The 25985-nt window shown below is 64.4% G+C and carries 22 protein-coding genes; 11 read left to right on the top strand and 11 right to left on the bottom strand.

Annotation, left to right across the window (positions count from 1 at the left end; translation table 11 throughout):
• Positions 1–33 precede the first annotated feature (33 nt).
• Complete coding sequence (locus KBI52_RS22720; RefSeq protein ID WP_210811854.1) at positions 34–561, top strand: ankyrin repeat domain-containing protein; 528 nt, start codon at positions 34–36, stop codon at positions 559–561.
• A gap of 2 nt (positions 562–563) precedes the next feature.
• Here KBI52_RS22720 and KBI52_RS22715 read toward each other — a convergent pair whose 3' ends face one another.
• From KBI52_RS22715 to KBI52_RS22690, 6 genes are all read right to left on the bottom strand, one after another.
• The gene (locus KBI52_RS22715; protein WP_210811853.1) at positions 564–1421 is read right to left on the bottom strand and encodes a cyclopropane-fatty-acyl-phospholipid synthase family protein; all 858 of its coding nucleotides are present in this window, start codon (positions 1419–1421) and stop codon (positions 564–566) included.
• Positions 1418–2572 carry an NAD(P)/FAD-dependent oxidoreductase gene (locus KBI52_RS22710; RefSeq protein ID WP_210811852.1) on the bottom strand — a complete coding sequence of 385 codons (1155 nt, stop codon included), beginning with the start codon at positions 2570–2572 and terminating at the stop codon, positions 1418–1420. The genes KBI52_RS22715 and KBI52_RS22710 overlap by 4 nt, the downstream gene beginning before the upstream one ends.
• Positions 2569–3282 (bottom strand): methyltransferase domain-containing protein, encoded by a 714-nt coding sequence (locus KBI52_RS22705; RefSeq protein ID WP_210811851.1) that lies wholly within the window; start codon positions 3280–3282, stop codon positions 2569–2571. Before KBI52_RS22705 ends, KBI52_RS22710 begins: the two co-directional genes overlap by 4 nt.
• An 8-nt stretch (positions 3283–3290) precedes the next feature.
• Positions 3291–4382, bottom strand: a complete 1092-nt coding sequence (locus tag KBI52_RS22700; protein ID WP_210811850.1) for a type III polyketide synthase — start codon at positions 4380–4382, stop codon at positions 3291–3293.
• Positions 4383–4490: 108 nt separating this feature from the next.
• The gene (locus KBI52_RS22695) at positions 4491–5417 is read right to left on the bottom strand and encodes a DMT family transporter (protein ID WP_173946886.1); all 927 of its coding nucleotides are present in this window, start codon (positions 5415–5417) and stop codon (positions 4491–4493) included.
• A gap of 90 nt (positions 5418–5507) precedes the next feature.
• Entirely contained in the window at positions 5508–5813 is a 306-nt protein-coding gene (locus KBI52_RS22690; protein ID WP_210811849.1) for a hypothetical protein, read from the bottom strand.
• Positions 5814–6203: 390 nt separating this feature from the next.
• On the opposite strand from KBI52_RS22690, the gene purT reads away from it, so the two are divergent.
• The 4 genes from purT (at position 6204) to KBI52_RS22670 (ending at position 11713) form a co-directional block, all read left to right on the top strand.
• Positions 6204–7376 carry a formate-dependent phosphoribosylglycinamide formyltransferase gene (purT, locus tag KBI52_RS22685; protein ID WP_210811848.1) on the top strand — a complete coding sequence of 391 codons (1173 nt, stop codon included), beginning with the start codon at positions 6204–6206 and terminating at the stop codon, positions 7374–7376.
• 166 nt (positions 7377–7542) lie between these two features.
• A complete protein-coding gene (locus KBI52_RS22680; RefSeq protein WP_210811847.1) occupies positions 7543–10233 on the top strand; it encodes a PAS domain-containing protein in 2691 nt (896 codons plus the stop codon).
• Positions 10233–10664, top strand: coding sequence for a response regulator (locus tag KBI52_RS22675; protein ID WP_173946882.1), 432 nt, complete (start codon positions 10233–10235; stop codon positions 10662–10664). The genes KBI52_RS22680 and KBI52_RS22675 overlap by 1 nt, the downstream gene beginning before the upstream one ends.
• Positions 10661–11713, top strand: coding sequence for a sensor histidine kinase (locus KBI52_RS22670; RefSeq protein WP_173946881.1), 1053 nt, complete (start codon positions 10661–10663; stop codon positions 11711–11713). Before KBI52_RS22675 ends, KBI52_RS22670 begins: the two co-directional genes overlap by 4 nt.
• Positions 11714–11808: 95 nt before the next feature.
• Here KBI52_RS22670 and KBI52_RS22665 read toward each other — a convergent pair whose 3' ends face one another.
• Positions 11809–12150 carry a hypothetical protein gene (locus tag KBI52_RS22665; RefSeq protein WP_210811846.1) on the bottom strand — a complete coding sequence of 114 codons (342 nt, stop codon included), beginning with the start codon at positions 12148–12150 and terminating at the stop codon, positions 11809–11811.
• A 418-nt stretch (positions 12151–12568) separates the two neighbouring features.
• Here KBI52_RS22665 and KBI52_RS22660 point away from each other — a divergent pair, with 418 nt between their 5' ends.
• Positions 12569–14212 (top strand): Na/Pi cotransporter family protein, encoded by a 1644-nt coding sequence (locus KBI52_RS22660; RefSeq protein WP_210811845.1) that lies wholly within the window; start codon positions 12569–12571, stop codon positions 14210–14212.
• A gap of 8 nt (positions 14213–14220) precedes the next feature.
• Here KBI52_RS22660 and KBI52_RS22655 read toward each other — a convergent pair whose 3' ends face one another.
• On the bottom strand, positions 14221–14421 hold the full coding sequence (locus KBI52_RS22655) for a hypothetical protein (RefSeq protein WP_173946879.1): 201 nt from the start codon (positions 14419–14421) through the stop codon (positions 14221–14223).
• A gap of 126 nt (positions 14422–14547) precedes the next feature.
• Here KBI52_RS22655 and gcvA point away from each other — a divergent pair, with 126 nt between their 5' ends.
• On the top strand, positions 14548–15483 hold the full coding sequence (gene gcvA, locus KBI52_RS22650) for a transcriptional regulator GcvA (RefSeq protein WP_210811844.1): 936 nt from the start codon (positions 14548–14550) through the stop codon (positions 15481–15483).
• 21 nt (positions 15484–15504) lie between these two features.
• Here the strand turns inward: gcvA and mdoH are convergent, their stop codons facing one another.
• Positions 15505–17700: a glucans biosynthesis glucosyltransferase MdoH gene (mdoH, locus tag KBI52_RS22645; protein WP_173946877.1), complete on the bottom strand. Its 2196-nt coding sequence runs from the start codon at positions 17698–17700 to the stop codon at positions 15505–15507.
• Positions 17676–19247, bottom strand: a complete 1572-nt coding sequence (locus tag KBI52_RS22640; protein WP_262265642.1) for a glucan biosynthesis protein — start codon at positions 19245–19247, stop codon at positions 17676–17678. Before KBI52_RS22640 ends, mdoH begins: the two co-directional genes overlap by 25 nt.
• Positions 19248–19431: 184 nt before the next feature.
• Between KBI52_RS22640 and glmU the strand changes: the two genes are divergently transcribed.
• From glmU to KBI52_RS22625, 3 genes are all read left to right on the top strand, one after another.
• Complete coding sequence (gene glmU / locus KBI52_RS22635; RefSeq protein WP_210811843.1) at positions 19432–20808, top strand: bifunctional UDP-N-acetylglucosamine diphosphorylase/glucosamine-1-phosphate N-acetyltransferase GlmU; 1377 nt, start codon at positions 19432–19434, stop codon at positions 20806–20808.
• 103 nt (positions 20809–20911) lie between these two features.
• Positions 20912–22738, top strand: a complete 1827-nt coding sequence (glmS, locus tag KBI52_RS22630) for a glutamine--fructose-6-phosphate transaminase (isomerizing) (protein ID WP_173946875.1) — start codon at positions 20912–20914, stop codon at positions 22736–22738.
• Positions 22735–23259: a GNAT family N-acetyltransferase gene (locus tag KBI52_RS22625; RefSeq protein ID WP_173946874.1), complete on the top strand. Its 525-nt coding sequence runs from the start codon at positions 22735–22737 to the stop codon at positions 23257–23259. The genes glmS and KBI52_RS22625 overlap by 4 nt, the downstream gene beginning before the upstream one ends.
• Here the strand turns inward: KBI52_RS22625 and recG are convergent.
• The gene (gene recG, locus KBI52_RS22620; RefSeq protein ID WP_173946873.1) at positions 23256–25373 is read right to left on the bottom strand and encodes an ATP-dependent DNA helicase RecG; all 2118 of its coding nucleotides are present in this window, start codon (positions 25371–25373) and stop codon (positions 23256–23258) included. The two genes, KBI52_RS22625 and recG, sit on opposite strands and share 4 nt — an antisense overlap.
• A 179-nt stretch (positions 25374–25552) precedes the next feature.
• On the opposite strand from recG, the gene KBI52_RS22615 reads away from it, so the two are divergent.
• Positions 25553–25849 (top strand): succinate dehydrogenase assembly factor 2, encoded by a 297-nt coding sequence (locus tag KBI52_RS22615; RefSeq protein ID WP_210811842.1) that lies wholly within the window; start codon positions 25553–25555, stop codon positions 25847–25849.
• Positions 25850–25985: the final 136 nt, after the last annotated feature.

The following is a 25985-nucleotide window of genomic DNA, read 5'->3' as shown; positions in this document are numbered from 1 at the left end:
TGATCCGTCCGCAGGCGGAACCCGGAGAGCACGATGCAGAATGGACCGCCCAAGCCTGAACTGGACGAAGAGACGATCGCGTTCGCCCAGCGGGTGTTCCAGCATGCGAGAGCCGGACAGGCACAGGAACTCGGGGACTTGCTGCGCATGGGATTGCCGCCGAACCTGCGCAACGAGAAAGGGGACTCGCTCCTGATGCTCGCGAGCTATCACGGCCATGTGGACGCGGTGCGGGTGCTGCTTGCGCATGGAGCGGATCCGGAACTCGCCAACGATCGCGGCCAGACGCCACTCGCCGGCGCCGCCTTCAAGGGCGACATGGCCACGGTCCAGTGCCTGCTGGACGGTGGCGCAGACGCCAACGGGCGCAGCGAAGGCGGCAAGACCCCGCTCATGGTCGCCGCAATGTTCAATCGCACCGGGATCGTCGATGTGCTTCTCGCACGGGGGGCAAATCCCCAGGCGACGGATGCGGGCGGCCTCACGGCCGAAGCGCTGGCCGGCGCCATGGGGGCAGCCGAGACCGCAGATCAACTCGCCAGGGCGGCGCGCCAGGTCTGAGGTCAGGCGCGGTCCGGCACCTTGTGGGCCGTCAGGAACCCGTAGCGCATCGATCCGGCGAGATAGGCGAGCCAGATCCGGGGAAGGCTCAAGGCGAAAACGCGGTTCTTGGAGCGCGCATCGAGCAGATAGCGCCTGTAATCCGATCGGGTCAGGAGCTTCGTCGCCACCCGACCGGCGCAGAGCGACCAGGTGCGCCTCACCTTGCGACTGAGATCCTCGAAGCCGTCCACGGAGAAGCCCGCCTTTCGGGCCCAGGCGCGATACTCCGCTTCCATTCCCATACCGGGCAGGCGGCCCTCGCGACAGATCGGCTCCAGAAGGAAGCGTTCCTCCCAGGGACGCGACCGGTCGCGGGCCAGCCAGGCATAGACGGCAAGCCTGCCGCCTGGTTTCAGGGTTCGATACGCCTCGTCGAAGAACCGCTGCTTGTCCGGCATGTGCTCTGAGCTCTCGATGGCGATCACATGGTCGAATGCACCATTCTCGAACGTGTTCGCGAGCCAGTCCTGCCGCCGGAAACGGAGACCGGGCAATCCGTCTGCGCGCTGTTCCGCACGCCGGAGCTGGGCGGCCGAAAGGGTGACCCCAGTAACCCGGACACCATGATGCCGGACGAGCCATTCGGCCGTCGCGCCATAGCCGCAACCGACGTCGCAGACGTGCTGTGCCGGCGCGAGCGCCAAGGCGTCGGCAAGATGGGCGATCAGCGCCTCCACGGCCTGATCCACCGTTTCACGGCCCGTCGTCCAGAGGCCATGATGGACGTGCTCACCCCAGATTTCACGGTAGAACGGATCGAGCTCGTCGTAATGCTCCGCGACCGCTTCGGACGATTGCGGCTTCCGGGGGATGATCATGAGGCGGTCAGCGCGCGGGTCATGGCGATCTCCTGCACGCGCGTCAGGGTCGTCACATGCCGCATGGCGTCAGGCCAGATCCGGCTCAGATGGAACGCCGCCTGCTGGCCTGCCGCATGTCGCACCACGCGGTTCAAGGTGGAGGCCAGCCGGATCGAGCGCCTGATGTCGGATCGGACCCGATGGTGAAAGATCGAGCTGGCCCTGCCATGGGAAAGATGGATCGCGGCGGCCAGGCACCCGCTGTGCAGGGCTATCGACATGCCTTCCCCGGTAAACGAGGGAATGACCCCGACCTGGTCGCCCAGGCGGTACAAGCCCTGCGGCTCGCTTTCATCCGGGGCATGGAGGAAGCCATAGGGAATCTGAAAGATCGATAACGGGCGCGTGTAGAGCGGTTGCGCGCCTTGCAGGCGCTCGGCCAGATGCGGACACTCATCCGCCATGTCGGCGATGAGGGGATCCCAACGCCTGCCGAGTTCCTCGAACCGTTGGCGGGACACGACGAGGCAGAGATTGGCAATGTCCTGCTCGATCATCTGAAGTCCGGCATATCCGCCGGAGAAGAGGATGACCTCGACGAAGCTTTGAAGCGCCCGCTGCTGGTCGTCGGTCAGTCTGTAATGCAGCTTGAAGCCGATGAGATCGCCCGTGGTATTCGCCGTCGGTCGTTTCACACCTCTCACGTCATGCTTTCCCGTCGCCAGGAAAACGCTGTCCGCGATGATCGGCCCGCCGGCGTCAACCTCGATCCGAGCCGCCGACCGATCGACCGAAATGGACCTGACAGGCTCGCCTCGGACGATCCGAGCCCCTCGGGAGCGGGCCTGAAACAGCAGGGCCTCGTCCAGGACCTTTCGGGACAATCCTCTGGCCACGAAAGGCAGGCAGACCTCCGTCGCGCCGCGCTTGCGGACGAGGCGCAGGCGCGAGATCCGGCTTGCTCCGAGGCCGTCGAGGTCGACGCCGAGGCGGGCCAGATACGTCTGTGCCTCAATGCTCAGAAACTCGCCGCAGACCTTGTGCCGGGGCTCCGCATCGCGTTCGAGCAGAAGGACCGGACGTCCAGCCTCGGCCAGGATGCACGCTGCCGACGCGCCGGCCAGGCCGCCGCCGACGATCACGGTCTCCTCGACGCATCCAATGTTCATTTCAACCGGCTCACGCAGAGGCGGAAGGAGGGATACCAGCGGATCCGTGCCGCCCCGGGTTCGACCCCGGCTGCAGCCAGGATCTGCTTCCAGTCGTTCCGGCGGAAGCTGCGGGCGATCGAGATTGGCCCGTCGTGCCGGACGAAGCGGTGCCAACGCGCCGCCCAGGAGAGAGCGCGGAAGAAATGGAACGGGATCGGATGGCGGTGGAGGTCGGCGATGAACCAGCCGCGTGCGGCGGTCCGCTCCATCCAGCGTACGAAGCCCGCGACCTCGCGGTCCGACATGTGGTGTGTCGTCTGCGAGCAGATGATGAAGTCGATGGATTGCTCAGGCCGAAAATCGAACACATTGCCGGTCCGGAAATCGATGAGGACGTCGGCAGGGGTCGCGGCGCGCGCAATCGGCTCGCTCATGGGGTTGAGATCGACCCCGATCAGGTAGACGGGGCGGCTCCGGCGCCGGCTCCAGGCATGGATCCGGCGCAGCAGATCCCCGTATCCATAGCCGACGTCCAGGATCGTCACGCGGTCACCGGGATTCAGGTGACGGGTAGCGTGGTCGAGCCATTTCAGGACGGGTCCATGGGTCATGGTGACGACATTGACCGTTGCCAGATCCTTCAGGCAGGCGCGGTAATCGTCGAGGCTGACGGACTCAGTGTCCATCCATTCCGTCTCGGGGCTGCGCTGGGCGAAACTCCGGCTCATGGGAGCCTCTATCCGGCAAGGGTGAAGCGGAAGGTCTCGGCCACCAAACCCGGTCCGAACGCCATGCCGAAACCGTTCGAGCTCGGGGGGGCACCCTGCATGATCCGGCCCAGGACGAACATCAGGGTGGCCGAGGACATGTTGCCGAAGTCCCGCAGCACGCCGCGCGACCAGTGCAGGGCATCCGGGGCGAGGTCGAGGCCCTGTTCGACCGCGTCGAGGATCGTTCGCCCGCCCGCGTGGACGGCCCAGAGATCGAAGTCGTCCTTGTGCTGGCCACGAAGGATGCCACCCAGGTCGTTGCGGGTGGCCTCTTGGCGCAGCGCCTTCGTGATCTGCTGCGGGACCTCTCCGGACAGGCTCATCTCGAACCCGGCATCGCCGATCCGCCAGGTGATCAGGTCGCGGGTGTCCGGGATCGTCGCGACGCGGAAATCCCTGAGCGCGATGCCTTGCGGCTCCGCCGATACAAGGCTCGCCGCGCAGCCGTCGCCGAAGAGCAAGGCGCTGAGGATCACCTCGAGATCGGAGGTCTCCTGAAGGTGGAGCGTGCAGAGCTCCAGGTTGACCACCAGAACCCGGGCCTCCGGTTCGGACCGGACGATGTGATGAGCCACCTTAAGGGCATTCACGGCAGCGGCGCAGCCCATGAAGCCGACCATGGTCCGCTCGATGGAGGGGTTGAGCCCCAAACGCTCCATGATCTGCTGATCGAGCCCCGGGGCGGTGAAGCCGGTGCAGGATGCCACCACCATATGGGTGAGGGTGGAAAGGACCTCGTTCAGCTCGAGCGCCTCGATGGCCTGCTGAGCGAGATCAACGGCATGGGTCTCGAAGCGCTCCATCCGGGCGCCCGTCCCGGCGAACTGTCCGGGACGGAAAAAGCCCTCCCGATCGGCTGCGGCCTCGAGGTTCTCGCTCGGAGGCAAGGTTGAGTAGCGATGTTCGATGCCCGACCGCTGAACCATGCGGCGGAAGATCAGCTTGTTTTTTCGATCGGGGAGAAACTGGTCCACGAAGCCGATGAAGGTCTGATGGACGTCATGCTGCGGGACGGCCGTGCCGATCCGGTTGATATACGCGCCTGCCAACGAAACCACCTGTCACCCTCGGCTCTGGCCCGGACGTCGAGCGATCAGAGCCCTTCAGGCCGAGATAGGGCGGCACCGAACGGAAAAAACGACGTTGACGCAGAAGTCGCACCCTGGTCAGCGTCGGCCGGGCAGGGAAGGTGCAGCTGGTCCGGTCGGGACAGCCTCGGCGGGCGCGGACGTCCGAGGCTGATCCCGCTTGAGGGTCTGCTCCCGGGCGAAGATGAACAATCCGGCCGCCACGACGATGAAGATGCCGACCAAGGCCAGAGCGTCCGGCCATTCATCGAAGAACAGCGCTCCGATGGCCAAAGCCCAAAGAATCTGGCTGTACTGGGCCGCTCCCAGCCGGTCGGCCGGAGCGTACAGGGTCGCAATGATGAACAGCGCCTGCGCGACGAAGGCTGTCGCCGCGAAGGAAAGCAGCAGCACCCATTGATGGCCGGTGGGCCAGGCAAAACCCGGGATCATCAGAAGTCCCGCCAGAACGGTCGTGGCCAGAAAGACGGTTCCGATCAGGGTGAAGCGTTTCTCCGTATGCCCGATCATCCGGCCCGTGATGACCCCGCCCGCGGCGCACAGAGCGGTCGCGAGCGCGGCCAGGTGGCCCGGGAGAAACTCCTTGAACCCGGGGCGTACGATGATCAGCACGCCGATAAAGGCCGCGCAGACGGCGAGTCCGCGCCGCCACCTGACATGCTCCTTGAGCACGAGGATGGAGAGCACCGTGACGAGGCTCGGCATGAGAAACAGAAGGGCAAAAGCTTCCGCAAAGGGCAGGCTCCGGAACGCCATGACGCTGAACGGCGTGGTCGCGGCGATCAGGAAGACCCTGAGCCCCATCAGCCAGGGCCGGTTCCAGCGCACCAGATCGACGATCCTGTCGCCGCTCTTCATGAAGACGGGCGACAGGAGAAGGGGGATGAGATAGCCGAAGAAGGTCACTTCGAAGGGATCGAGCCCATGCCCGATCTCCTTCACGACGGCATCGCCCCATGCGAAGACGGCAAAGGCAAGGAAAGCGAGAAGAATACCTTTGACCATGGTGGGACAATCCCGCGGGACGGCGGCAATGGGGCATGGAGGACGAAGCCGTCGTGCGGCGCATCCGGACGGGCTGGCAGAATAGAGAACTTATCGCGGCATCACGAGGCGCGGGCGCTTGCGCTCCACCACTACGACCTTGGGCCCGTCGCTGCGCTCGGGCATGATCATGCGTTCGGGCATCCGCTCGTGACGGCGCGGCTGGGCCGGGGTCTTCAGCACCACAGGGCGGACTTCTTCCTGCGGCAGCCCCATCAGCTGCGCGGCGATCTCGACCTGACTGTCGATGTCATCCGTGAGGCCCTGGGCGGCGACAATCGCCTCCTCGAGGACCGGAGGTTCGACCCGGGTGACGCGCCGATGCCGGCTCTCGGACGGTTTCTTCTTGGCAAGCATTGGGTTTCTCCTGCGCAGACCCCTTAACCCATTGAACTTCCGATTGCGTAATGCGCGATTGAGACGGCAGGGCTGCATTCAACGCAAGCGAAGCCGGTTTCTGCCGTTGCTGTTGAACGCTACCCGGAGAAACTTGATCCATGACAGGCCGCTAAAATGCCGAAAGCGGGACGTTTCGGCCCATTCAGCGGTCGCGAGGACGCGGGTCCGACGCTATCTTGTGCAGACCAGTCCGGTCCGAGCCCTGACGGACTGTGCCGGGACTCGACCGGAGGGCTCCTGTCGTCCATTGGTGATTGAGGGCGCCGCCTGTTCCGCGCGATCGACGGACCAAGTCCTGCGCATCGTTATCCGGGCACAAGCTCCCAGCCATCAACGAAAGGCATCCGCGTGTACACAGCCAAGATTCTCCTTCTCGGATCCGGCGAACTCGGAAAGGAGTTCGTGATCTCGACCAAGCGGTACGGCTGCCACGTGGTTGCCTGCGACAGTTATGTGAACGCACCGGCCATGCAGGTGGCGGACGAGACTGAGGTCTTCTCCATGCTCGATGCCGATGCCCTCAGGGCCGCCATCGAGAAGCATCGGCCGGATTTCATCGTCCCGGAGATCGAGGCGATCCGCACGGAGGTCCTGCAGGAATTCGAGGCCGACGGCTTTACCGTCGTCCCCTCGGCCCGAGCCGCCTCGCTGACCATGAACCGCGACCGCATCCGGGAACTCGCCGCCACCGAGCTCGGCCTGCGTACGTCCAGGTACCGCTATGCCGAGAGCCTGGAGGAAGTGAAGGCCGGGGCCGAGCACACCGGCCTGCCCTGCGTGATCAAGCCGGTCATGTCCTCGTCCGGCAAGGGGCAGAGCACGGTGCGCACGGTCGATCAGCTCGAGCAGGCCTGGAACGATGCGGTGGCGAACATGCGCGGGGACCGGAAGAAGGTGATCGTCGAGGAATTCGTCGCCTTCGAGTACGAGATCACGCTGCTGACGATCCGATCCCGCGAGGGCGTCTCCTTCTGCGAGCCCATCGGACACCGGCAGGAGCGCGGCGACTACCAGGAATCCTGGCAGCCCACCCCAATGACCGAGAAGCTGCTCGGCGACGCCAAGGAGATGGCCAGGAAGGTGGTAGACGACCTGGGCGGATACGGGATCTTCGGGGTCGAGTTCTTCGTGACCCGCGATGAGGTGATCTTTTCCGAGCTCTCGCCCCGGCCGCACGATACGGGACTCGTGACGCTCCTGTCCCAAAACCTGTCGGAATTCGACCTGCACGCCCGCGCGGTTCTCGGGCTGCCGATCCCGCCGGTCCGGCTGCATGGTCCAACGGCCTCGGCGGTGATCCTGGCCGACCGGGAGGCCGAGCGCTTCACCATGGAGGGATTGCGGGAGGCCCTCGCTCTGGCGACGCCGGGTTCCGACGTGGAGGTGCGCATCTTCGGCAAGCCGACCACCCGCAAGCATCGCCGGATGGGCGTCGCCCTGGCATCGGGCGACACCGTCGAGGAAGCCCGCGAGCGGGCCCGGGAGGCGGCTGCGCTGATCCAAATCAAGTATGGCGAGTGATCTAGGGCGCATCGCGCCGGGTACGCCCTAGGCCGTCCCAGTGACGGATCGGTCACAGGTGCAGGGAGAATGTCGCATCCTATGGCACTCGGCCGAGAGCCACCTAAATACGGTGCAGCTCTTTGAGACAACGAACGAGGGGGCTGGCGGCTGACCAGCATTGCGATTGAAGACGATCGATTTCGAAGCGCTGTTCAGTGCATCTCCCAACCCCTACGTGCTGGTGGACCCGTCGCTCACCATCGTCGGGATGAACGACGCCTATCTCCAGGTCACGATGCGCCGCCGGGAAGACCTGGTCGGGCGAAACATGTTCGAGGCGTTTCCCAGTGATCCGGACTCTGCCAGCCACCGGCAGTTGCGCAAATCGTTCGAGAAGGTCATCCGGGACCGGGTGGCGGACCATCTGCCGCTGATCGAATACGCCATTCCGTTGCCGAACGGACAGGGTTTCGAGGAGCGCTACTGGAGCGCGACCCACACGCCGCTCTTCAACCAGCAGGGCGAGGCCGCCTTCATTCTCCAGCACACGGTCGATGTGACCGAGCTTCACCGGCTGCGGAACCTGGCCAAGAGCACGGTCCTGCCTTCCGGCCCATCCGCCCTGATCGAGACGGATATGTTCCGAAGAGCGCAGGCCGTCCAGGAGGCGAACCATGCTCTGAGCGAGGAGCGCCAGCACCTGCGGGGGCTGTTCCAGCAGGCACCGGGATTCATGGCCGCTCTCAGCGGGCCGGATCACGTCTTCACCATGGCGAATGCGGCCTATCTCCAGCTGATCGGCCGCGAGAACATCATCGGGAAACCGGTCCGCGAGGCGCTTCCGGAGGTGGTCGGGCAGGGCTTCATCGATCTCCTCGATCGCGTCTATCACGGAGGGCAGCCCTTCGTCGGCCGGAGCATTCGAGTCCTCCTGAAACAGGGCTCTGAAACGGTTCACGAGGAACGGTTTCTCGACTTCGTCTATCAGCCGATCTTCGGGTCGGACGGGCAGGTCTCGGGCATCTTCGTCCAAGGGCACGACGTCACCGAGACGCGTCAGGCCGAAGAGGCTCTCAGGGCCGAAACCCGGAATCTGGCCATCCTCAACCGGACCGGCGCGTCGATTGCGGCGGAGCTCGATCTCGATCGCGTGGTCCAGATCGTCACGGATGCGGGCGTAGCGCTGACCGGCGCCCGTTTCGGGGCCTTCTTCTACAATGTCCTGGACGAGAAGGGCGAAAGCTACATGCTCTACGCCCTGTCCGGCGTGGAGCGAGGGGCCTTCGCCGCTTTCCCGATGCCGAGGGCGACCGCCGTGTTCCAGCCGACTTTTCAGGGCGAGGGGATCATCCGGTCCGACGATATTCTCCAGGATCCGCGCTACGGGCGGAACAGCCCCCATCGAGGAATGCCGGAAGGGCACCTGCCGGTTCGCAGCTATCTGGCGGTGCCGGTCACATCGCGCTCGGGCGAGGTGCTCGGCGGATTGTTCTTCGGCCATCCCCAGCCGGGCATGTTCAGGCAGGAACATGAGATCCTGCTCGCCGGTATCGCCGGCCAGGCGGCCGTCGCGATCGACAATGCCCGCCTGTTCCAGGCCGCCCAACGGGAACTCGAGGAGCGGCGCCGGGTCGAGACCGCCCTGCGGGAAAGCGAGGAGCGCTTCCGGGCCATTGCCAATTCGATCGATCAGCTGATCTGGGCGACCCGTCCCGACGGCTTTCACGACTACTACAATCAACGCTGGTACGAGTACACGGGCGTCCCGGAGGGTTCCACGGACGGCGAGGCCTGGAACGGCATGTTCCATCCGGACGATCAGGAGCGGGCCTGGGGCGTCTGGCGCCACTGCCTCGAGACCGGCGAGCCCTATCACATCGAGTACCGGCTTCGTCATCGCTCGGGGGAGTACCGCTGGGTCCTTGGACGGGCGCAGCCGGTGCGCGACGAGGACGGGCGGATCAAGCGCTGGTTCGGAACCTGCACCGATATCCACGATCTGAAGCAGGCCCAGGATGCTCTCCGGGAGAGCCGGGAGCGTGCGCTGCGCACGGAGGAGGAAACCCGAAGGCTGGCATCGATCCTGGCGGACAGGGTGGCGGAACTCGACGCCGCCAACGAAGAGATCCAGCGCTTCGCCTATATCGTGAGCCACGATCTGCGGGCGCCGCTCGTCAACGTGATGGGCTTTACGAGCGAACTCGAAGGCGCTCAGGCCGAGATCGAACGCTTCTATCGGAATGTCAGCCAGGCCGACCCTGGCCTGATCGCGTCGGAGACCCGGGCAGCCATCGAGGCGGACCTGCCCGAGGCCATCGGCTTCATCCGGTCGTCGACCCTGAAGATGGACAAGCTGATCAGCGCGATCCTGCGGCTGTCCCGCGAAGGGAGACGGGTTCTGGCCCCAGAACCCATCGACATGGCTCAACTGCTCGAGGCCCAGCGCTGCAGCGTGGCCCACCAGCTTCAGGAACGGGGCGCCGACCTGCTGATCGAGGCTCTGCCCGACATCACCAGCGACCGTCTCGCCGTCGAGCAGATCTTCGGAAACCTGATCGACAACGCCGTGAAGTACCTTCAGCCGTCCCGCCCGGGCCGGATCGTCGTCCGGGGGCTTGAGCGCGGGTCGGAGGTTCTCTACGAAGTCGAAGACAATGGACGCGGTATCGATCCGAAGGATTTCGAAAGGATTTTCGATCTGTTCCGGCGTTCCGGCGTACAGGATCAGCAGGGCGAGGGAATCGGGCTTGCGCATGTGCGAGCTCTCGTGCGAAGGCTTGGGGGCACGATCTCCGTATCGTCCCGGCCAGGGGAGGGCTCGACCTTCACCGTTGCCCTGCCAAGATATATAAGCCTGAATTCGGAAGCCGCCTGATGCCGCAGCAAAATGCCGTCACCATCATCATGGTCGAGGACGATGAGGGACATGCCCGCCTGATCGAAAAGAACATCCGCCGGGCAGGGGTCTGCAACGAGCTTCGCACCTTCGCCAGCGGAACGGCCGCGCTGGAGCATCTGTTCAACGAAGAGGTGCGCAACGCCGGCCCCTTCCTGGTGCTGCTGGACCTCAACCTGCCGGACATGAATGGGGTCGACATTCTCGCCCGTCTGAAAAACGACGAGAAGTTGAGACGTGCACCCGTGGTGGTGCTCACCACCACGGACGATCAGCGCGAAGTGCAGCGCTGTTACGACCTTGGCGCAAATGTCTACATCACCAAGCCGGTGGAATACGAGTCGTTCTCTCAGGCCATCCGTCAGCTCGGGCTTTTTCTATCAGTGATTCAGGTTCCCGAGACCCTATGAGCGTGGGAGCTGCCGAAAGCCCACCCATCCGCCTGCTGTATATCGACGATGATCACGGCCTGGGCCGCCTCGTCGAAAGGACCCTCGCGCGCCATGGATTCGAGGTCAGGCACGCCCTCAGCGGTGATGAGGGGCTGAACCAGCTCGCCGCCGGGAAGTTCGACGTGGTCGCGCTCGACCATTTCATGCCCGGCAAGGAGGGGCTTGAGGTCCTCTCCGACATCCAAGCCATGCCGAACCCTCCTCCGGTCATTTATGTGACCGGGGCCGACGAGGGCAGGATCGCGGTCGCGGCCTTGAAGGCGGGGGCGGCCGACTACGTCATTAAGGATGTCGGCGGGGTTTTCCTCGATCTCCTACGGACGGCCACCGAGCAGGCGCTCGCCGCCGAAAGGCTCCGCCGGGAAAAGGAAGTGGCCGAAAGGGAAATGCGCGAGGCGCGCGAGCGGGCCGAGATGCTGCTCCGCGAGGTCAACCATCGCGTCGCGAACAGTCTCCAGCTTGTTGCGGCCCTCGTCGCGATGCAGCAGCGCGCCTTGAGCAGCGATACCATCGCCAGGGATACCCTAACCGAAACCCAAAGCCGCATCACGGCCATCTCACAGATCCATCGACGGCTGTACACATCGAACGATGTGCGGTTCGTCGAGATGGACACCTATCTGCAGGGTCTGGTGGAGGAGCTCGAGGGTGCCATGCGGGCGGCCGGGCGGGAGCATACGATCACCCTGAGCGCCCAGCCGACCTCGGTTCCGACCGACAAGGCGGTGTCCCTTGGCGTGATCGTCACCGAACTCGTCACGAACGCTTTCAAATATGCCTATCCGAATGGCGCGACGGGAGACATCCGCGTCGCCTTGTCGTCTTCAGGGGGGCAGGCGGTGCTCGTCGTCGAAGATGACGGAATCGGGTGGAGGGGCACCGGTGTGGTCCAGGGAAGCGGCCTCGGCACGAAGATCGTGAAGGCCATGGCGTCCAACCTGCAATCCTCTATCGAGTTCGATCAGAGCCATACCGGGACCCGGGCGGTCCTGTCCTTCGCGATCTGAGTTTGAAAACCCGAAGACGGTGTTCGGAACGGGCGCGACGCTCGCAGATGCGGCATCGAGATGATCGCGCCTGTTGGTTGTCCAGGACCTCGGACCTATCGTGGCTGGTTCTTTTTCGAGGCGCCGGCGCTGAAGCGTGCCCGGATTTCTCCGACAATGATGTTCAATTCCCGTTGCAGTCGGTTGAGGCGCGACAGGAGTTCACCGTCCTGCATGCCTGTCGGGCTCGGGCGAGACTCTCCGTTGGGGGCAGGTTGCGTCATGCTGCGCAACTCCTCCAGGGTGGTTGGGCCGATATTGGGCACGGTGAGCCATTGGGCATCTGAAATGCTGGCAACTTCGCGGATGGTGGGGCACCTCCCACGAAATTCCGCCAAGATTGCTCCCCGGACGCGTCCGGAGCATTTCTCGATTGGAAATGGATCGTCCAAACCCATCTCACGCCCTCGCACACCAACCAGTGAGATCCCGTCAATCAACGCCCGAACCGCCTTAGAACTTAGCTTTTAGGACATTCCATGCGTACCGATTATATGACGAAAAGAGCAGACGACCTTAAGGAGATGGCGGCATGCGTTAGGAGTAGCCAAATTGGTATCGGGGCGATCTTGTTGGATTTTCAGCTCATGACGAAACTCTAACGGCTTAGCTTGATCGTCTGGTTGAGAATCACAGCGCAACGGATCCGCAGGTCGGGTCTCTCGCCTGCAACATTCCCCAAGGCAGGCATTCGTCGCGAATTTCCAGAGTTTGTTCCGAGACATATTCATGATTAGCCGGCAACCTGATTGCGGTCGCGACGATTGGCCGGTATGTAACAGGATTGTGCCGCATTTCCCGATTTCAGAGGACTGAATGTCTGCAACCTCCGTCTTGATCCACCTGTTCGGTGAGATTGCCCTGCTTCTGTGGGGCATCAACATGGTCAACAGCGGTGTTCAGCGGGCGTTCGGCAGTGATCTGAGATGGATTCTCGGGGTGGCACTGCGGACACGGCTTCAGGCCTTTCTCGCCGGCCTCGGCGTGACGACGGTCCTTCAAAGCAGCACCGCCACGGCCCTCATGGTGGCGTCCTTCACGGCAGGCGGGGCTGTCGACATCGTTCCCGCCCTGGCCGTGATGCTCGGCGCCAATGTGGGGACGACACTGATCGTCCAGGTTCTGTCGTTCGACGTATCTCTGATTTTTCCGGCCCTGATTTTCGGCGGTTTCGTGGCCTATCGCAGGGGAAGAACGAGCCGGATTAAGGATCTCGGGCGAGTGACCATCGGTCTTGGGCTGATGCTGCTGTCGCTGCATCTCCTGGGCGAAACGATAAGGCCCATCGAATCGTCCAAAGTCATCAAGGATCTACTGGCCGTTATCGCCCCCGATCCTTTGATCATGGTGCTCCTGTCCGCGCTGTTCGCCTGGCTTGCCCATTCCAGCGTCGCGGCTCTGCTGTTCATCATGTCGCTCGCCGGCGCCGGCGTCATCGATGCTCACTCGGCGCTGGTCATGGTCTTAGGCGCCAACCTCGGCAGTTCTCTCAATCCTCTGCTCGAAGGGGCGGGAGGCGACCCATCCAAGTTGCGGGTCCCCTTCGGCAACTTCGCCATGCGGGCTGTCGGCTGCCTCGCGGCCTTGCCGTTGATCGACCCGATCCTTGCCGCCATGGCGGTCTTCGACCCGCACCCGGCCCGGCTGGCGGCGAATTTTCACACATTGTTCAACGTCGCCATCGCGGCGGTCTTCATCCTGCCGCTGCCCTGGATCGCGGATCTCCTGCTGAAGACCTTTCCGGAGAAGCTCCGCCCCTCGGACCCGGGCACGCCGCAATATCTCGACAAGGATGCCCTCGACACGCCCTCAGTCGCCCTGTCCAATGCCGCCCGCGAGGTGCTGCGCATGGTCGATACGGTGGAGTCGATGCTGCGCAGCTCTCAGGATCTCTTCCGTCTGGACGATATCAGCCGGGTCGATCAGGTCAGCCGGACGGACGACGTGCTCGACCGGCTCTTCAGCGCGATTCGCCGATATCTGAGCTCGATCAACCATGAGGCCTTGAGCGAAGCGGAGGCGAAACGTCTCTCCGATATTCTGGCCTTCGCGATCAACCTGGAGCATGTCGGCGACATCATCGACAAGAACCTGATGGAACTGGCGGCCAAGCGCATCAAGAACCACCTCCGCCTGCCGAAAGACAGCCTTGACGACATCACTGGCATGCACGGGAAGCTGCTGGAACATCTGCAACTCGCGGCATCCGTTCTGATGTTCCAGGACCTCGGGTCAGCCCGCCGGCTCGTGTCCGAGAAGGAGCGCTTCCGGGATCTCGAGCGCGCTGTCGCCCAGAAACACCTCGAACAGCTTCGGTCCGGCAGGACGGCTGGCGACACCAGCGCACTTCAGCTCGATATCGTGCGCGATCTCAAGCGAATCGAAGCGCATATCGCCTCGACCGGGCACTCGCTCCTCGAGCAGAGCGGAGAGCTCAAGCCGAGCCGCCTGACGTCGTAACCTTCGATCTACCTCTGGTCCCTCAGGGCGCGCCAATCCATGTAGCGGACAGGCTCCGGCAGGCCGATGTCGCGACGTTCGTGATCGGACAGGGCACCCAGATCCCAGATCACGGGTCGTGTTTTCCGGGAAACGGGCCGGAACCAGAGCTTCAGGCGCAGCCAAGCGCCCTCGGCGCCGCGAAGGCGGCGGGCATCGTCGTATCTCATGACAGCTACCGTGGTTGTTTGGTGGGGCGTGAGAGCCCCGGCCGATAAGATTGAGGATGCGCCGGAGGGCGGCACTTGACAAAGCAAATGCCGATGGGCTGGCATAAGGCAGCCTTATGGATCATTATGTCTAAACCGCCGTCAAAACTCCCGCCGATGAGCGCTGTCCGGGTCTTCGAGGCGGCTGCGCGTCATCAGAGCTTTACCCGTGCGGCAGAGGAGCTCGGCATGACGCAGGCTGCCGTGAGCTACCAGATCAAGATCCTCGAGGATCGTGTCGGGGCACCGCTCTTCATCCGATTGCCCCGTCAGGTGACCTTGACGGCCAAGGGGAAGCAACTCGCCCCGGCCGTGACGGAAGCCTTCGAATCCCTCCGCAACGCCTTCGCAGGCGTGGAGGAGATGGTGCAGACGGTCCTGTCGATCACCACCCTGTCGACGTTCGCTTCCAACTGGCTCGTGCCGCGCCTGGGCCGCTTTCGCCAGCTCCATCCGAATATCGCGGTTCAGATCTCCGTCTCGACCGAGGTTGTCGAGTTCGCTCAAAGCGAGTTCGATATCGGGATCAGAAGTGGTACAGGGGATTGGCCAGGGCTCGAAGCCCATGTCTTGTTTCCGAACCAGTTCGTGCCCGTGTGCAGCCCGGCCCTGCTCAGGGACGTCGAGCTGCGGGAGCCCGTCGACATCCTGAAGCTTCCTCTCATATCGCCGAGCGATCCGTGGTGGCAGGACTGGTTCAATGCAGCCGGCGTGCAGGATGTCGATCTCTCGCGCCGTCCGGACAATTCCCTCGGCGTTCAGCAGTTCGAAGGCATGGCGGCCATTGCCGGTCAGGGCGTGGCGCTCATCAATCCGTTCTTCTTTCCCGACGATCTTGCATCCGGACGGCTCGTCAAGCCGTTCGACCTGCTGGCTACGACGGATCGGAGCTACTGGCTCGTTTACCCGAAGGCCCGAAAACGCTCCGCGAAGATCGAAGCCTTCCGCGATTGGGTCTTGAGCGAAGTGGTCGGCGATAGCGAGAGGGCCTCTCCCGGAGGCCCGATGAAAAACGGGGCCTGACGCCCCGAATTTCTGTGATCGCTACTCGGCCGCCTGAGCCTCCGGGGACTTCGCCTTCAGGTGGACGAGCATGTCGATCAGCGCCCGGTCGTGGAGAACGACCATGCGCTCCTTGTTGTGAAGCCAGCTGACCGCATCCTCGATGGTTTCGGCGTCGACCAGCTTGGCCTCGGCCAGAGCCCGCTCAGTCTCGATGATGCCCCGCTTGCGCGGCAGGGCGGGCGGAAGCATCTCGATATGCCGCTCCCTCAGGTTCGCATCCGCGTAGATGGCCCGGATGCTGTCCGCATCGTCGAAGCCGAACGTCACGTTGCGCGCCTGCAGTTCGTTCGCGCGGGTTGCAATGGCTGGGGGCTGATGCTCCTCCGGGGTCCTCAGGAGCCCGAGGCGTTTCAGCGCCAGTCCGGCCCCGAGCCGACCGCTGAGCCATGACAGGGGAATGGCGAGCAGCAGGCCGATGATCGTCGGCGACATCCACAGGAACAGGGACGTGGCGATCATGAAGGCCGAGATGCCCGCCAGGGCACCGAGAACCGTATGGGCCCGGTGGCGGCGGACGATATCCTTAAAGGGAATCGATCCGTCGTCGCGGCGCTGCGGCTGCCAGCCCGTGTCGCGGCCGAGCAGGATCTGGAAGACCGACCCGGACTGGATGAGCATCAGGATCGGGGCCAGGAGGGCAGACAGAATGATCTCGATCGTGGACGAGATGATCAGGCGGATGCCCCCGCCGGACGCGCGCCGGTCGTGGTTGCGGATGAGCATCAGCAGAAGACCGAAGACTTTCGGTGCCAGCAGAATCCCCATTGTCAGCGCGAAGAGCGCCAGGGCTCGCTCGGGATCGAACCGGGGCCAGATCGGGTAGAGCCGGAAGTCGCGGGCAAAATATTCCGGCCGGATATAGGTCGTCTGCAGGACGAGCGCGATACCGACGATCAGCTGGAACAGCCAGAACGGGGAGGCCAAGTAGGACATGATGCCGGTTGCGAAATGCTGTCGCGTCGGCAGCTTCAAGCCTTTTGCGCCGATGACCCGCATGTGCTGGAGATTGCCCTGGCACCAGCGCCGGTCGCGGGCCGACAGGTCGATGAGGGACGGCGGGCTCTCCTCGTAGGATCCCTGAAGGTCGGCCAGCATGTAGACCGACCAGCCGGCGCGGCGCAGCAGCGCGGCCTCGACGAAGTCATGGCTCAGGATATGGCCGCCGAAGGGGGGCTTGCCCTTGAGGTCTGGTAGCCCGCCGTGCGCGGCAAAGGCCCTGGTGCGGATGATCGCGTTATGGCCCCAGTAATTGCCGTCGCGTCCCATCCAGACCGCCAGCCCCATGGCGATGACCGGCCCGGTGACCCGGGCGGCATATTGCTGGAGGCGGGCGAAGAGCGTGTTGCGGTTGATGATCAGCGGCAGCGACTGGATGATGCCGGCATCGGGATCGGCTTCCATGGCTGCCGCGAGCCGCACGATGCAGTCGCCAGTCATCAGACTGTCGGCATCAAGCACCAGCATGTGCTCGTAGTGACCGCCCCACCGGGACACGAAATCGGCGATGTTGCCAGCCTTGCGGTGATGGTTCTTCTGCCGGTGCCGGTAGTAGAACCGCGCATTGGGGCCCAACCGTTCCCTGAGAGCCAGGAACGCGCGTTCCTCGGCGATCCAGGCATCCGGATTCGTGGTGTCGGACAAGATGAAGTAATCGAAATGATCACCCAGACCCGTCGCGTGAACTGATTCATAGATCGCTTCGAGGGCCGCGAAGGTGCGGTCGGTCTGTTCGTTGTAGACCGGCATGACGATGGCGGTGCATTGCTGCAGCGAGGACGGCAGCGGTCCCCGGTGCCCGGGCCGTCGCAGCAGGGCGAAGAAGCCCAACAGGGCGCTGGTGAACGCAACCGCAATCCAGGAGAAATTCACCGTGAACAGGGCAACGAGAACCCACTGGAGGGCGGTCGTGCGGCTCACCGACACGACCTGGTACATCTCGTAGGTGCCGTAGGCCGTCAGCAGCAGGCCTCCTCCGAACACGAAGAGACGGGCCAGCCATGTTCCCATCTTGGAATGCTGGGAAAGCGGCCTGCGCTCCTCCGCGTCCGACCAATGCCGCAGCGATTGCGTCGGCATGTCGAGGTGCTTTTCCGGGGGCATAGCGGATGCAGGCCGCTCGAGCGCGGCCACATTCGGGTTTGTGTCGGGACTTACGGTGTCCAACGATAAAGCCATGTCTCGCTAATCGGTTTCCCGCCTGATTCAAGGATCAGGCGCATCTCACACGCGTTTTCGTTGCCCGGGTCAAGCTCGAATGCAACACGTACCGTCTTTCGTTCCGGATATGGCAAAAGTTTGAGGTTCTGGAACGTCCCAGGGCCAACGGTTAGAACGGATTTAAGGTCCGCCGGCAAATTGTCACCCAGCGCGTCCCCGGTGAAGTCGACGGTGAAACGCCGCCTCCGGCCTCCGCTGCCTCGTCCAGAGCGGGTGGATGACACGGTCGCGAGCGGCGGACGCTCGGGCGAGTTCCATCCCCAGTATTGACGGTATGCAACCGCGACCTCGGATCCAGCCGTCATCGGCGCCTTGGGCCGCCAGTAGGTGAGAATGTTGTCGTTGATCTCCGCATCCGTCGGGATCTCGAGGAGTTGGACGCTGCCCTGGCCCCAATCGCCGAGGGGTTCGATCCAGAGGCTGGGACGGCGCTCGAACCGCTGCTCGTCATCCTGGAACGCTTCATAGGAGCGTTCGCGCTGCAAAAGGCCGAATCCGCGTGGCGAGCTATCGACGAAGGCCGAAATCTGAAGGGTTTCCGGATTGTGTAACGGACGCCACAGCCACTCTCCAGACCCGTTGAGCATCTGGAGACCGGAGGATTCATAGACTGCCGGTCTGATATCGTCGGAGTTCAGGAGATCGTTGGGTCCGTAGAGATACGTCGACGCGATGCCGCCCAAGCCAACATGTTCCAGGTTGACCCGTGGGAAGAGGGTCGTTTCCACGTCGACGATGGTCATGTCGCCCGGGCGGAAGGTCATGCGCACCGCTCCGCTGGTCGATTCCGAGTCGAGCACCCCATGGACCGTGATGGCATTGCTGCCGACTCCTGGCCGTTCCAGCCAGAAGGCGCGGAAGACCGGAAACTCCTCGCCGCGAGCTTCGGCCGGACGCAGGGTCAAGGCCCTTGCGATGGCCCCATAGGTTTGGCCCCGGGCAATCGCACGAAAGAACGTGCCGCCCTGAACGAAGGCGAAGTCGAACGGCTTGCCGTTTCCGAGCTGCGCGATCAACTTGAAGCCGGAATAGCCGATATCCGCTATATTGTTCGGCAGATTGATGCGGCCATAATCGAACTGCGTTGGGCTGAACCCGATCCGCCGGACGGCGCCGTCCTCCACGACGAACAGGTCGACCGCATCCCGAAAGACGAAACCTCGGTGGAGCGGTTCCACGGAGATGCCGCGGGCTTCGGTGCTCCAGATGGCAGGTTGGGTATACCGAATCGCTGAGTACTGCTCCTGGTTCAGGTTGGCGAACACGTCCGGCAGGTCGTTCGGGGCGGCCGCATAGGGCTTCTTGGAGAGTTGCCGCGCGATGTCGACCACGACCGCCGGGTCGAACCGCTGATTGTCGCCCATCCTGGCCGAAATCGTCGCCTGGGGTGTCTGACCTCGGACGACTGGCGCGAAAGCAAGCCCGGCGACGGAGACGCCGATATAGGCCAGCATGTCGCGCCGGCGAAGGGAGAAGGGGGACGGGCCCCTTGGCGAAACCGGCACAGCAATACTCTTGTGTGAACGAGGCTCTTCAGCCAGACAGTTGGAATGCCCTATACATATCGTCAATCGTGAGCATGAAGTAAACGAGCCCCGCAGCGGAAAGCGCCCCATTGCTCATGAAATGATTGCCGAAATACTCCTTCTGATCTAGCTCCACGGCAAAGCGCCACCGGATTGAAACTGTATGACCTCGACCGCCTCCTTCAAGACGCCCTCTGATCGGAGCTGCCTTGCCGTCGTGCTCGCGGCCGGCGAAGGCACCCGGATGAATTCCGGGAAGCCCAAGGTTTTGCACCAGGTGGCGAACCGCTCCATGATCGGACACGTGCTGTCCACCCTCGCGAAGGCTGGTGCCACGAGCGTTGCGGCAGTCGTCGGACCTGACCGCGAGGACGTGGCGAACGAGGTTCGGAAAGGCTTCCCCGGAGCGCAGATCTTCGTTCAGCGGGACCGACTCGGCACCGCCCATGCGGTCCTGAGCGCCCGGGACGCTCTCGAGCAGGGGGCAGACGACGTGATCGTCGCCTTTGGCGATACGCCGCTCGTCCTGGCCGAAACCTTCGCCAAGCTTCGGGCTCCTCTGGCTCGAGGGGCGGGTCTGGTCGCCATGGGTTTCGAGGCACAGGATCCCACCGGCTACGGCCGCTTCATCACCTCGGGCGACGAGCTTCTCGCTATCCGTGAGCACAAGGACGCCACCGAGGCCGAGCAGGCGATCACCCTGTGCAACGGCGGCCTGATGGCCATCCGCGGCGACCTGGCGCTCTCGTTGCTCGGGCGGGTCGAAAACCGCAACGCCAAGGGCGAGTACTATCTGACCGACATCGTCGAGATCGCCCATGGCCTCGGATACCGAACGGCCGTCGCCATCGTGCCGGAGGACGAGGTCCACGGCGTCAACGATCGAGCCCAGCTCGCGGCCGCCGAGCGTATGATCCAGGATCGGCTGCGCCAGGAGGTCATGGCGTCGGGCGTCACCCTGGTCGCGCCGGAGACCGTTTTTCTCAGCCACGATACGCGACTGGGCCGGGACGTCGTGGTGGAGCCTCACGTGGTCTTCGGCCCCGGTGTGGTCGTCGAGGATGGCGCTGTCGTCCACAGCTTCAGTCATCTCGAGGGCGCACGGATCGCACCCGGGGCCGGCGTCGGACCATTCGCGCGACTGCGTCCGGGCGCTTCCGTCGGCCCGAAGGCTAAAGTCGGAAACTTCGTCGAGATCAAGAACACTGAACTCGGAGCCGGCGCCAAGGTGAGCCACCTGACCTATCTCGGTGATGCGAGCGTTGGGGCCGGGGCGAATATCGGCGCGGGCACGATCACCTGCAATTACGACGGCTTCGGAAAATACCGGACCGAGATCGGCGAGGGAGCCTTCATCGGGTCGAACTCCTCGCTCGTCGCTCCTGTCACGATCGGGAAGGGCGCTTTCGTCGGGTCCGGCTCGGTTATTACGGACGATATCCCCGATGATGCCTTGGGTCTTGGCCGTGGACGTCAGATTGTGAAGGAGGACTGGGCCATCGCATTCCGGGAAAAGGCGCAGGCCGCCAAGGGAAAATAAACGCCCTTGTCACAATACGTTATGCAAGTTGATTCCCCCGCGCCGTCGAGCCTCTGTAAGAGAACGGCAAGCGTGGCGCTGATCGGATGAGAAGGTAGCAGGCATGTGCGGGATCGTTGGAATCGTCGGAAAAGCTCCTGTTGCGTCTCAGATCGTCGAGGCCCTCAAGCGGCTCGAATATCGGGGCTATGATTCCGCAGGCGTCGCAACCCTTGAAGAGGGGCGCCTTCACCGCCGGCGCGCCGAGGGCAAGTTGCGGAATCTCGAGACGAAGCTGTCCCAGTCCCCGCTGTCCGGCGTGATCGGGATCGGCCATACCCGCTGGGCCACCCACGGCAAGCCCAATGAGACCAACGCCCATCCGCATGCCACCGACAGGCTCGCAGTCGTTCACAATGGAATCATCGAAAATTTCCGTGAACTGAAGACCGGGCTCGAAGCCAAGGGCATCCGGTTCGAAACCGAGACGGACACCGAGGTGGTGGCTCAGCTCGTGACCTACGAGATCCGTCAGGGGCGCCCGCCCATCGAGGCGGTTGCCGTGACCTTGCCGCGGCTGCGTGGCGCGTTTGCCCTCGGCTTCCTGTTCTCAGGGGAGGACGACCTGCTGATCGGCGCCCGGCACGGAGCTCCTCTCGCCATCGGGTACGGCGACGGCGAGATGTATCTCGGATCCGACGCGCTGGCGCTGGCGCCGTTCACCGACGAGGTCGCGTATCTGGACGACGGGGATTGGGCGATCCTGACCCGCCGCGGCGCCGATATCCGGGACGAGAGCGGCAGGCCGGTGCAGCGGGTTCGTCATAAGATCCCGGTCGGAAACTTTCTGGCCGACAAGGGCAATTATCGCCATTTCATGGCGAAGGAGATCCACGAACAGGCCGAGGTCGTAGGCCGTACGCTCGCCCATTATGTCAATTTCACCTCCGAACGTGTTGAACTTCCATTCGAACTGCCCTTCGACTTCAAGTCTCTGAAACGCATCTCCATTTCAGCCTGCGGAACGGCCTACTTGGCTGGGTTGATCGCCAAATACTGGTTCGAGCGCCTCGCGCGGATCCCGGTCGAGATCGACGTGGCGTCCGAGTTTCGCTACCGGGAGGCTCCCATGGAGCCAGGCGGCTTGGCGCTTTTCGTATCCCAGTCCGGAGAAACGGCCGACACGCTCGCGTCATTGCGCTACGCTACCGCCGAGAAGCAGCATACGCTGTCCGTGGTGAACGTGCCGACCTCCACGATGGCCCGTGAGAGCGACGTGATCGCGCAGACGCTCGCCGGCGTGGAAGTCGGTGTCGCCTCGACGAAGGCCTTCACGTGCCAGCTCACCGTGCTGCTATCGCTCGCCATCGCGGCCGGCCGCGCGCGGGGCACGCTCAGCGCGGACGAGGAGAAGGAACTGGTGGACGCCCTCATCGCTGTTCCCGGCCAGATGACCGAGGCGATGAAACGCGAGCACCAGATCGAGATCCTGGCCCGCGACCTCTCCAAGGCGAAGGACGTGCTCTACCTGGGACGCGGCACGTCCTACCCGCTCGCCATGGAAGGCGCCCTGAAGCTCAAGGAGATCTCCTACATCCACGCCGAAGGCTACGCGGCAGGCGAACTGAAGCATGGCCCCATTGCGCTCATCGACGAGACGATGCCGGTCATCGTGATTGCGCCCCATGACGCCATTTTCGAGAAGACCGTCTCCAACATGCAGGAGGTGGCGGCCCGCGGCGGACGCATCATCCTCATCACGGACGAGCGCGGCGCCCTCGAAGCCGGGCTCGACACAATGGCGACCATCGTGCTGCCGTCCGTGCACCCGATCGTGGCGCCGATCGTGAACGCCGTTCCGATCCAGCTTCTCGCCTATCACACGGCCGTGTTCATGGGCAAAGACGTGGACCAGCCACGCAATCTCGCCAAGTCCGTGACGGTGGAGTGACGGCGTTCCGTGGATCGGTCCGTCCTGCCCGACCTGGCGACCTGACCAAGCTCGCCGGCGTCGAACGTTCGGCGGCTTCGGTCTTCAGGGATGTGGGCCTGGCATGGCTGGCGGAGGGCGGCACGATGGATTCGGCCGTTCTGGCGGCCCTGTGCCGGGACGAAACGGTATGGGTGGCTGCCGACGAACGGGATGAGCCGGTCGGCTTCCTCGCCGCCCACGAGCTGGACGGGCATCTCTACATCGCCGAGGTGTCGGTTGCAGCGTCCTGTCACCGGCAGGGAATTGGTAGGCGGCTGGTGGAAGCTGTCATCGAACATGGCAGACGCGAGGAATTCGACGCCATCACGCTGACGACCTACCGAGACCTGCCGTGGAACGGACCGTTTTATGCCCGCCTCGGCTTCGTCGAGATCGACCCGGAGGACGCCCGGCCCGGTCATCGCGGCAAGTTGCGCGCCGAGGCGGAGGCCGGGCACGATCCGGCCCGGCGCTGCCTCATGGCACTGAAACTGGTTTAGCCGGCCCTCAACAGCCGGATCGCGGAATCCCGCTCGAACAGGTAGAGCAGGACCCGCAGGGCCTGGCCGCGCTCGCTGACCAGGTCGGGGTCCCGGTCGACGATCAGACGGGCGTCGTCCCGGGCGGCGGCGAGAAGGTCGCCGTCCGTCTCCAGGCGGGCGAGTTTGAAGCCGGGCGTGCCGGACTGGCGGGTGCCCAGGACCTCGCCCTCGCCGCGCAGGCGCAGGTCCTCCTCGGCGATTCGGAATCCGTCCTCGGTCTGCCGCATCATCTCGAGCCTCGCCTGGGCCACCTGGCCGAGGGGCCCTTTGTAGACCAGGAGGCAGGTGGAGGATTTCGAACCGCGGCCGATGCGGCCCCGCAGCTGATGAAGCTGGGCGAGGCCGAAGCGCTCGGCGTGCTCGATCACCATGATCGTGGCGTTGGGCACGTCGACGCCGACCTCGATCACCGTGGTGGACACGAGGATCTTGGTCTCGCCGCCGGAGAAGCGCTCCATGGCGGCGTCCTTGTCCCGGCCGGCCATCTTGCCGTGCACGAGGCCGACCCGGTCGCCGAAGAAGCCCTGGAGCATCTCGAACCGCTCCTCGGCGGCCGCGAGGTCGATGGACTCGGACTCGCCCACGAGCGGGCAGACCCAATAGACCTGATCGCCGTTGGCGATGGCGCGCCCGATCCCGCCCACGACCTCGTCGAGCCGGTCGATGGCGATGAGCTTCGTGGCGATCGGCTTGCGGCCAGCCGGCTTTTCGCTGAGCACCGACACGTCCATGTCGCCGAAATAGGTGAGCGCCAGGGTGCGGGGGATCGGTGTGGCGGTCATGACCAGGATGTCGACGGCCTCGCCCTTGGAGCCGAGCGCCAGGCGCTGGTGCACGCCGAATCGGTGCTGCTCGTCCACGACCGCGACGCCGAGGTCCTGGAACGCCACCCCCTCCTGAAACAGGGCATGGGTGCCGACCGCGATCTGGATGCTGCCGTCCGCGAGACCGGCCAGGATGGTCCGGCGGGCGACGCCCTTCTCCCGCCCCGTGAGCAGCGCGATGGTGAGCCCCGCCTGCTCGGCCATGGGGGCCAGACGCTCGTAATGCTGGCGGGCGAGGATCTCGGTCGGGGCCATCATGGCGGCTTGGCGGCCGGCCTCGATGGCGCTCGCCATGGTGAGGAGGCCGACAACGGTCTTGCCCGACCCCACGTCGCCCTGGAGCAGGCGCAGCATCTTCTTGTCGGACACGAGATCGTTCCGGATGTCCTCGATAGCCTGGGCCTGGGAGCCCGTGAGGCCGAAGGGCAGGGCGGCCTTCAGCCGTTCGACGAGATGGCCGTCGCCCGCGTTCACCCGGCCCGGAAGGCGCCGCATGCGGCTTCGCACCAGAGCGAGCGCGAGCTGGGAGGCGAGCAGTTCGTCATAGGCGAGGCGCCGGCGCGGGGCCGACTTGGCGAGCGCCTCCTCGGACAGTTGCGATGCGCTGTCCGGCCTATGGAGAACATGTAGAGCCTGCCGGAACTCCGGTAGGGCGTTGCGGTCGAGCCAGGCCGCATCCTGCCATTCCGGCAGCCCGGGCACCTTGTCGAGCGCCGAGCCGATGAACTTGCCGACCATGCGCGAGGAGAGCCCCTCGGTCAGCCCGTACACGGCCTCGACGGCCGGCAGGCTCTCGATGCTCTTCTCGTCGAGGATCCGATCCGGGTGGACCATCTGGCGCCGCCCGTCCCAGAGCTCGATCTTGCCCGACACGTAACGGCGCTCGCCCACCGGCAGGATCTTCTCGAGGCGGGCCTTCTGGCCGTTGAAGAAGATCAGTGTCACGTCTCCGGTCTCGTCCTCGACCAGGATCCGGTACGGCGCCCGGCGGCCGGGCGGCGGCGGGCGGTGAGCCACGACGGTGACCGACAGGGTCACCGGCTCGCCCACGGGCGCGTCGGCAACCGATCCCTTCATCTCCCGCGAGATGCCGCTGGTCGGCACATGGAACAGGAGGTCCATGACGCGCGTGGGCTTGCCCGGTTCGCCGAGGAGGCGGTCGAGCAGGGGGGCGATCTTGGGACCGACGCCCGGCAGGGTGTTGGCCGGGGCGAAGAGCGGATCGAGAATGGACGGACGCAATGACATTCGACGGGATGGCAACGGGCAGGGAGATGGTTATATAGCGGCTAGAGCATCGGGGCCGAAAGTGGAATGCACTTTTGGGATCAATTCCGGGGCTCGATCCTTTATGCGGCGCATCGCCGGGTGCGGTCCCGGCGGGCCGCCCGGACGCGGCGCCCTCTTTGACCGACCGGAGCAATGCCATGAGCGGAACGACACGCAGCAGCGCCGGCCTCGACACCCGGCGCAGGCAGATCCTCTACCGCTCCTGGCATCGCGGCATGCGCGAGATGGACCTGATCATGGGCCGGTTCGCGGATGCCGAGATCGGCGACCTCTCGGAGGAGGATCTCGACGAGTTCGAGCGTCTGATCGAGGTGAGCGACCGCGATCTCCTCGGCTGGATCACCGGCGAGATCGAAACGCCGTCCAACTACGACACGCCTCTGTTCCGGCGCCTGAAGGCCTTTCATACCCACACCTCTCCGATCCATAGCTGAGACACCTGCACGTCATCACCGGCCTCGTGCCGGTGATCCCGCTTCCGTCCGGCGGACCTCCCCACGTCATGGCCGGCCTTGTGCCGGCCTCCCGCCACGGAAGGGCTCGGCGCCTCACGTCATCGGGATCACCGGG

The organism is Microvirga sp. HBU67558 (assembly GCF_018069605.1).
In the GTDB taxonomy this organism is placed as follows: domain Bacteria; phylum Pseudomonadota; class Alphaproteobacteria; order Rhizobiales; family Beijerinckiaceae; genus Microvirga; species Microvirga terrae.
This window is presented reverse-complemented; position numbering and strand designations above follow the sequence as displayed.

Excerpts from the sequence above, each read along its gene's own strand:
- KBI52_RS22690 (WP_210811849.1), bottom strand. The coding sequence starts at position 5,813 with ATGCTTGCCAAGAAGAAACCGTCCGAGAGCCGGCATCGGCGCGTCACC.
- KBI52_RS22675 (WP_173946882.1), top strand. The coding sequence starts at position 10,233 with ATGCCGCAGCAAAATGCCGTCACCATCATCATGGTCGAGGACGATGAG.
- KBI52_RS22660 (WP_210811845.1), top strand. The coding sequence starts at position 12,569 with ATGTCTGCAACCTCCGTCTTGATCCACCTGTTCGGTGAGATTGCCCTG.
- KBI52_RS22715 (WP_210811853.1), bottom strand. The coding sequence starts at position 1,421 with ATGATCATCCCCCGGAAGCCGCAATCGTCCGAAGCGGTCGCGGAGCAT.
- KBI52_RS22670 (WP_173946881.1), top strand. The coding sequence starts at position 10,661 with ATGAGCGTGGGAGCTGCCGAAAGCCCACCCATCCGCCTGCTGTATATC.
- recG (WP_173946873.1), bottom strand. The coding sequence starts at position 25,373 with ATGTCATTGCGTCCGTCCATTCTCGATCCGCTCTTCGCCCCGGCCAAC.
- glmS (WP_173946875.1), top strand. The coding sequence starts at position 20,912 with ATGTGCGGGATCGTTGGAATCGTCGGAAAAGCTCCTGTTGCGTCTCAG.
- KBI52_RS22615 (WP_210811842.1), top strand. The coding sequence starts at position 25,553 with ATGAGCGGAACGACACGCAGCAGCGCCGGCCTCGACACCCGGCGCAGG.
- KBI52_RS22655 (WP_173946879.1), bottom strand. The coding sequence starts at position 14,421 with ATGAGATACGACGATGCCCGCCGCCTTCGCGGCGCCGAGGGCGCTTGG.
- KBI52_RS22665 (WP_210811846.1), bottom strand. The coding sequence starts at position 12,150 with ATGGGTTTGGACGATCCATTTCCAATCGAGAAATGCTCCGGACGCGTC.
- KBI52_RS22695 (WP_173946886.1), bottom strand. The coding sequence starts at position 5,417 with ATGGTCAAAGGTATTCTTCTCGCTTTCCTTGCCTTTGCCGTCTTCGCA.
- KBI52_RS22720 (WP_210811854.1), top strand. The coding sequence starts at position 34 with ATGCAGAATGGACCGCCCAAGCCTGAACTGGACGAAGAGACGATCGCG.
- KBI52_RS22710 (WP_210811852.1), bottom strand. The coding sequence starts at position 2,572 with ATGAACATTGGATGCGTCGAGGAGACCGTGATCGTCGGCGGCGGCCTG.
- mdoH (WP_173946877.1), bottom strand. The coding sequence starts at position 17,700 with ATGGCTTTATCGTTGGACACCGTAAGTCCCGACACAAACCCGAATGTG.
- glmU (WP_210811843.1), top strand. The coding sequence starts at position 19,432 with ATGACCTCGACCGCCTCCTTCAAGACGCCCTCTGATCGGAGCTGCCTT.
- KBI52_RS22705 (WP_210811851.1), bottom strand. The coding sequence starts at position 3,282 with ATGAGCCGGAGTTTCGCCCAGCGCAGCCCCGAGACGGAATGGATGGAC.
- gcvA (WP_210811844.1), top strand. The coding sequence starts at position 14,548 with ATGTCTAAACCGCCGTCAAAACTCCCGCCGATGAGCGCTGTCCGGGTC.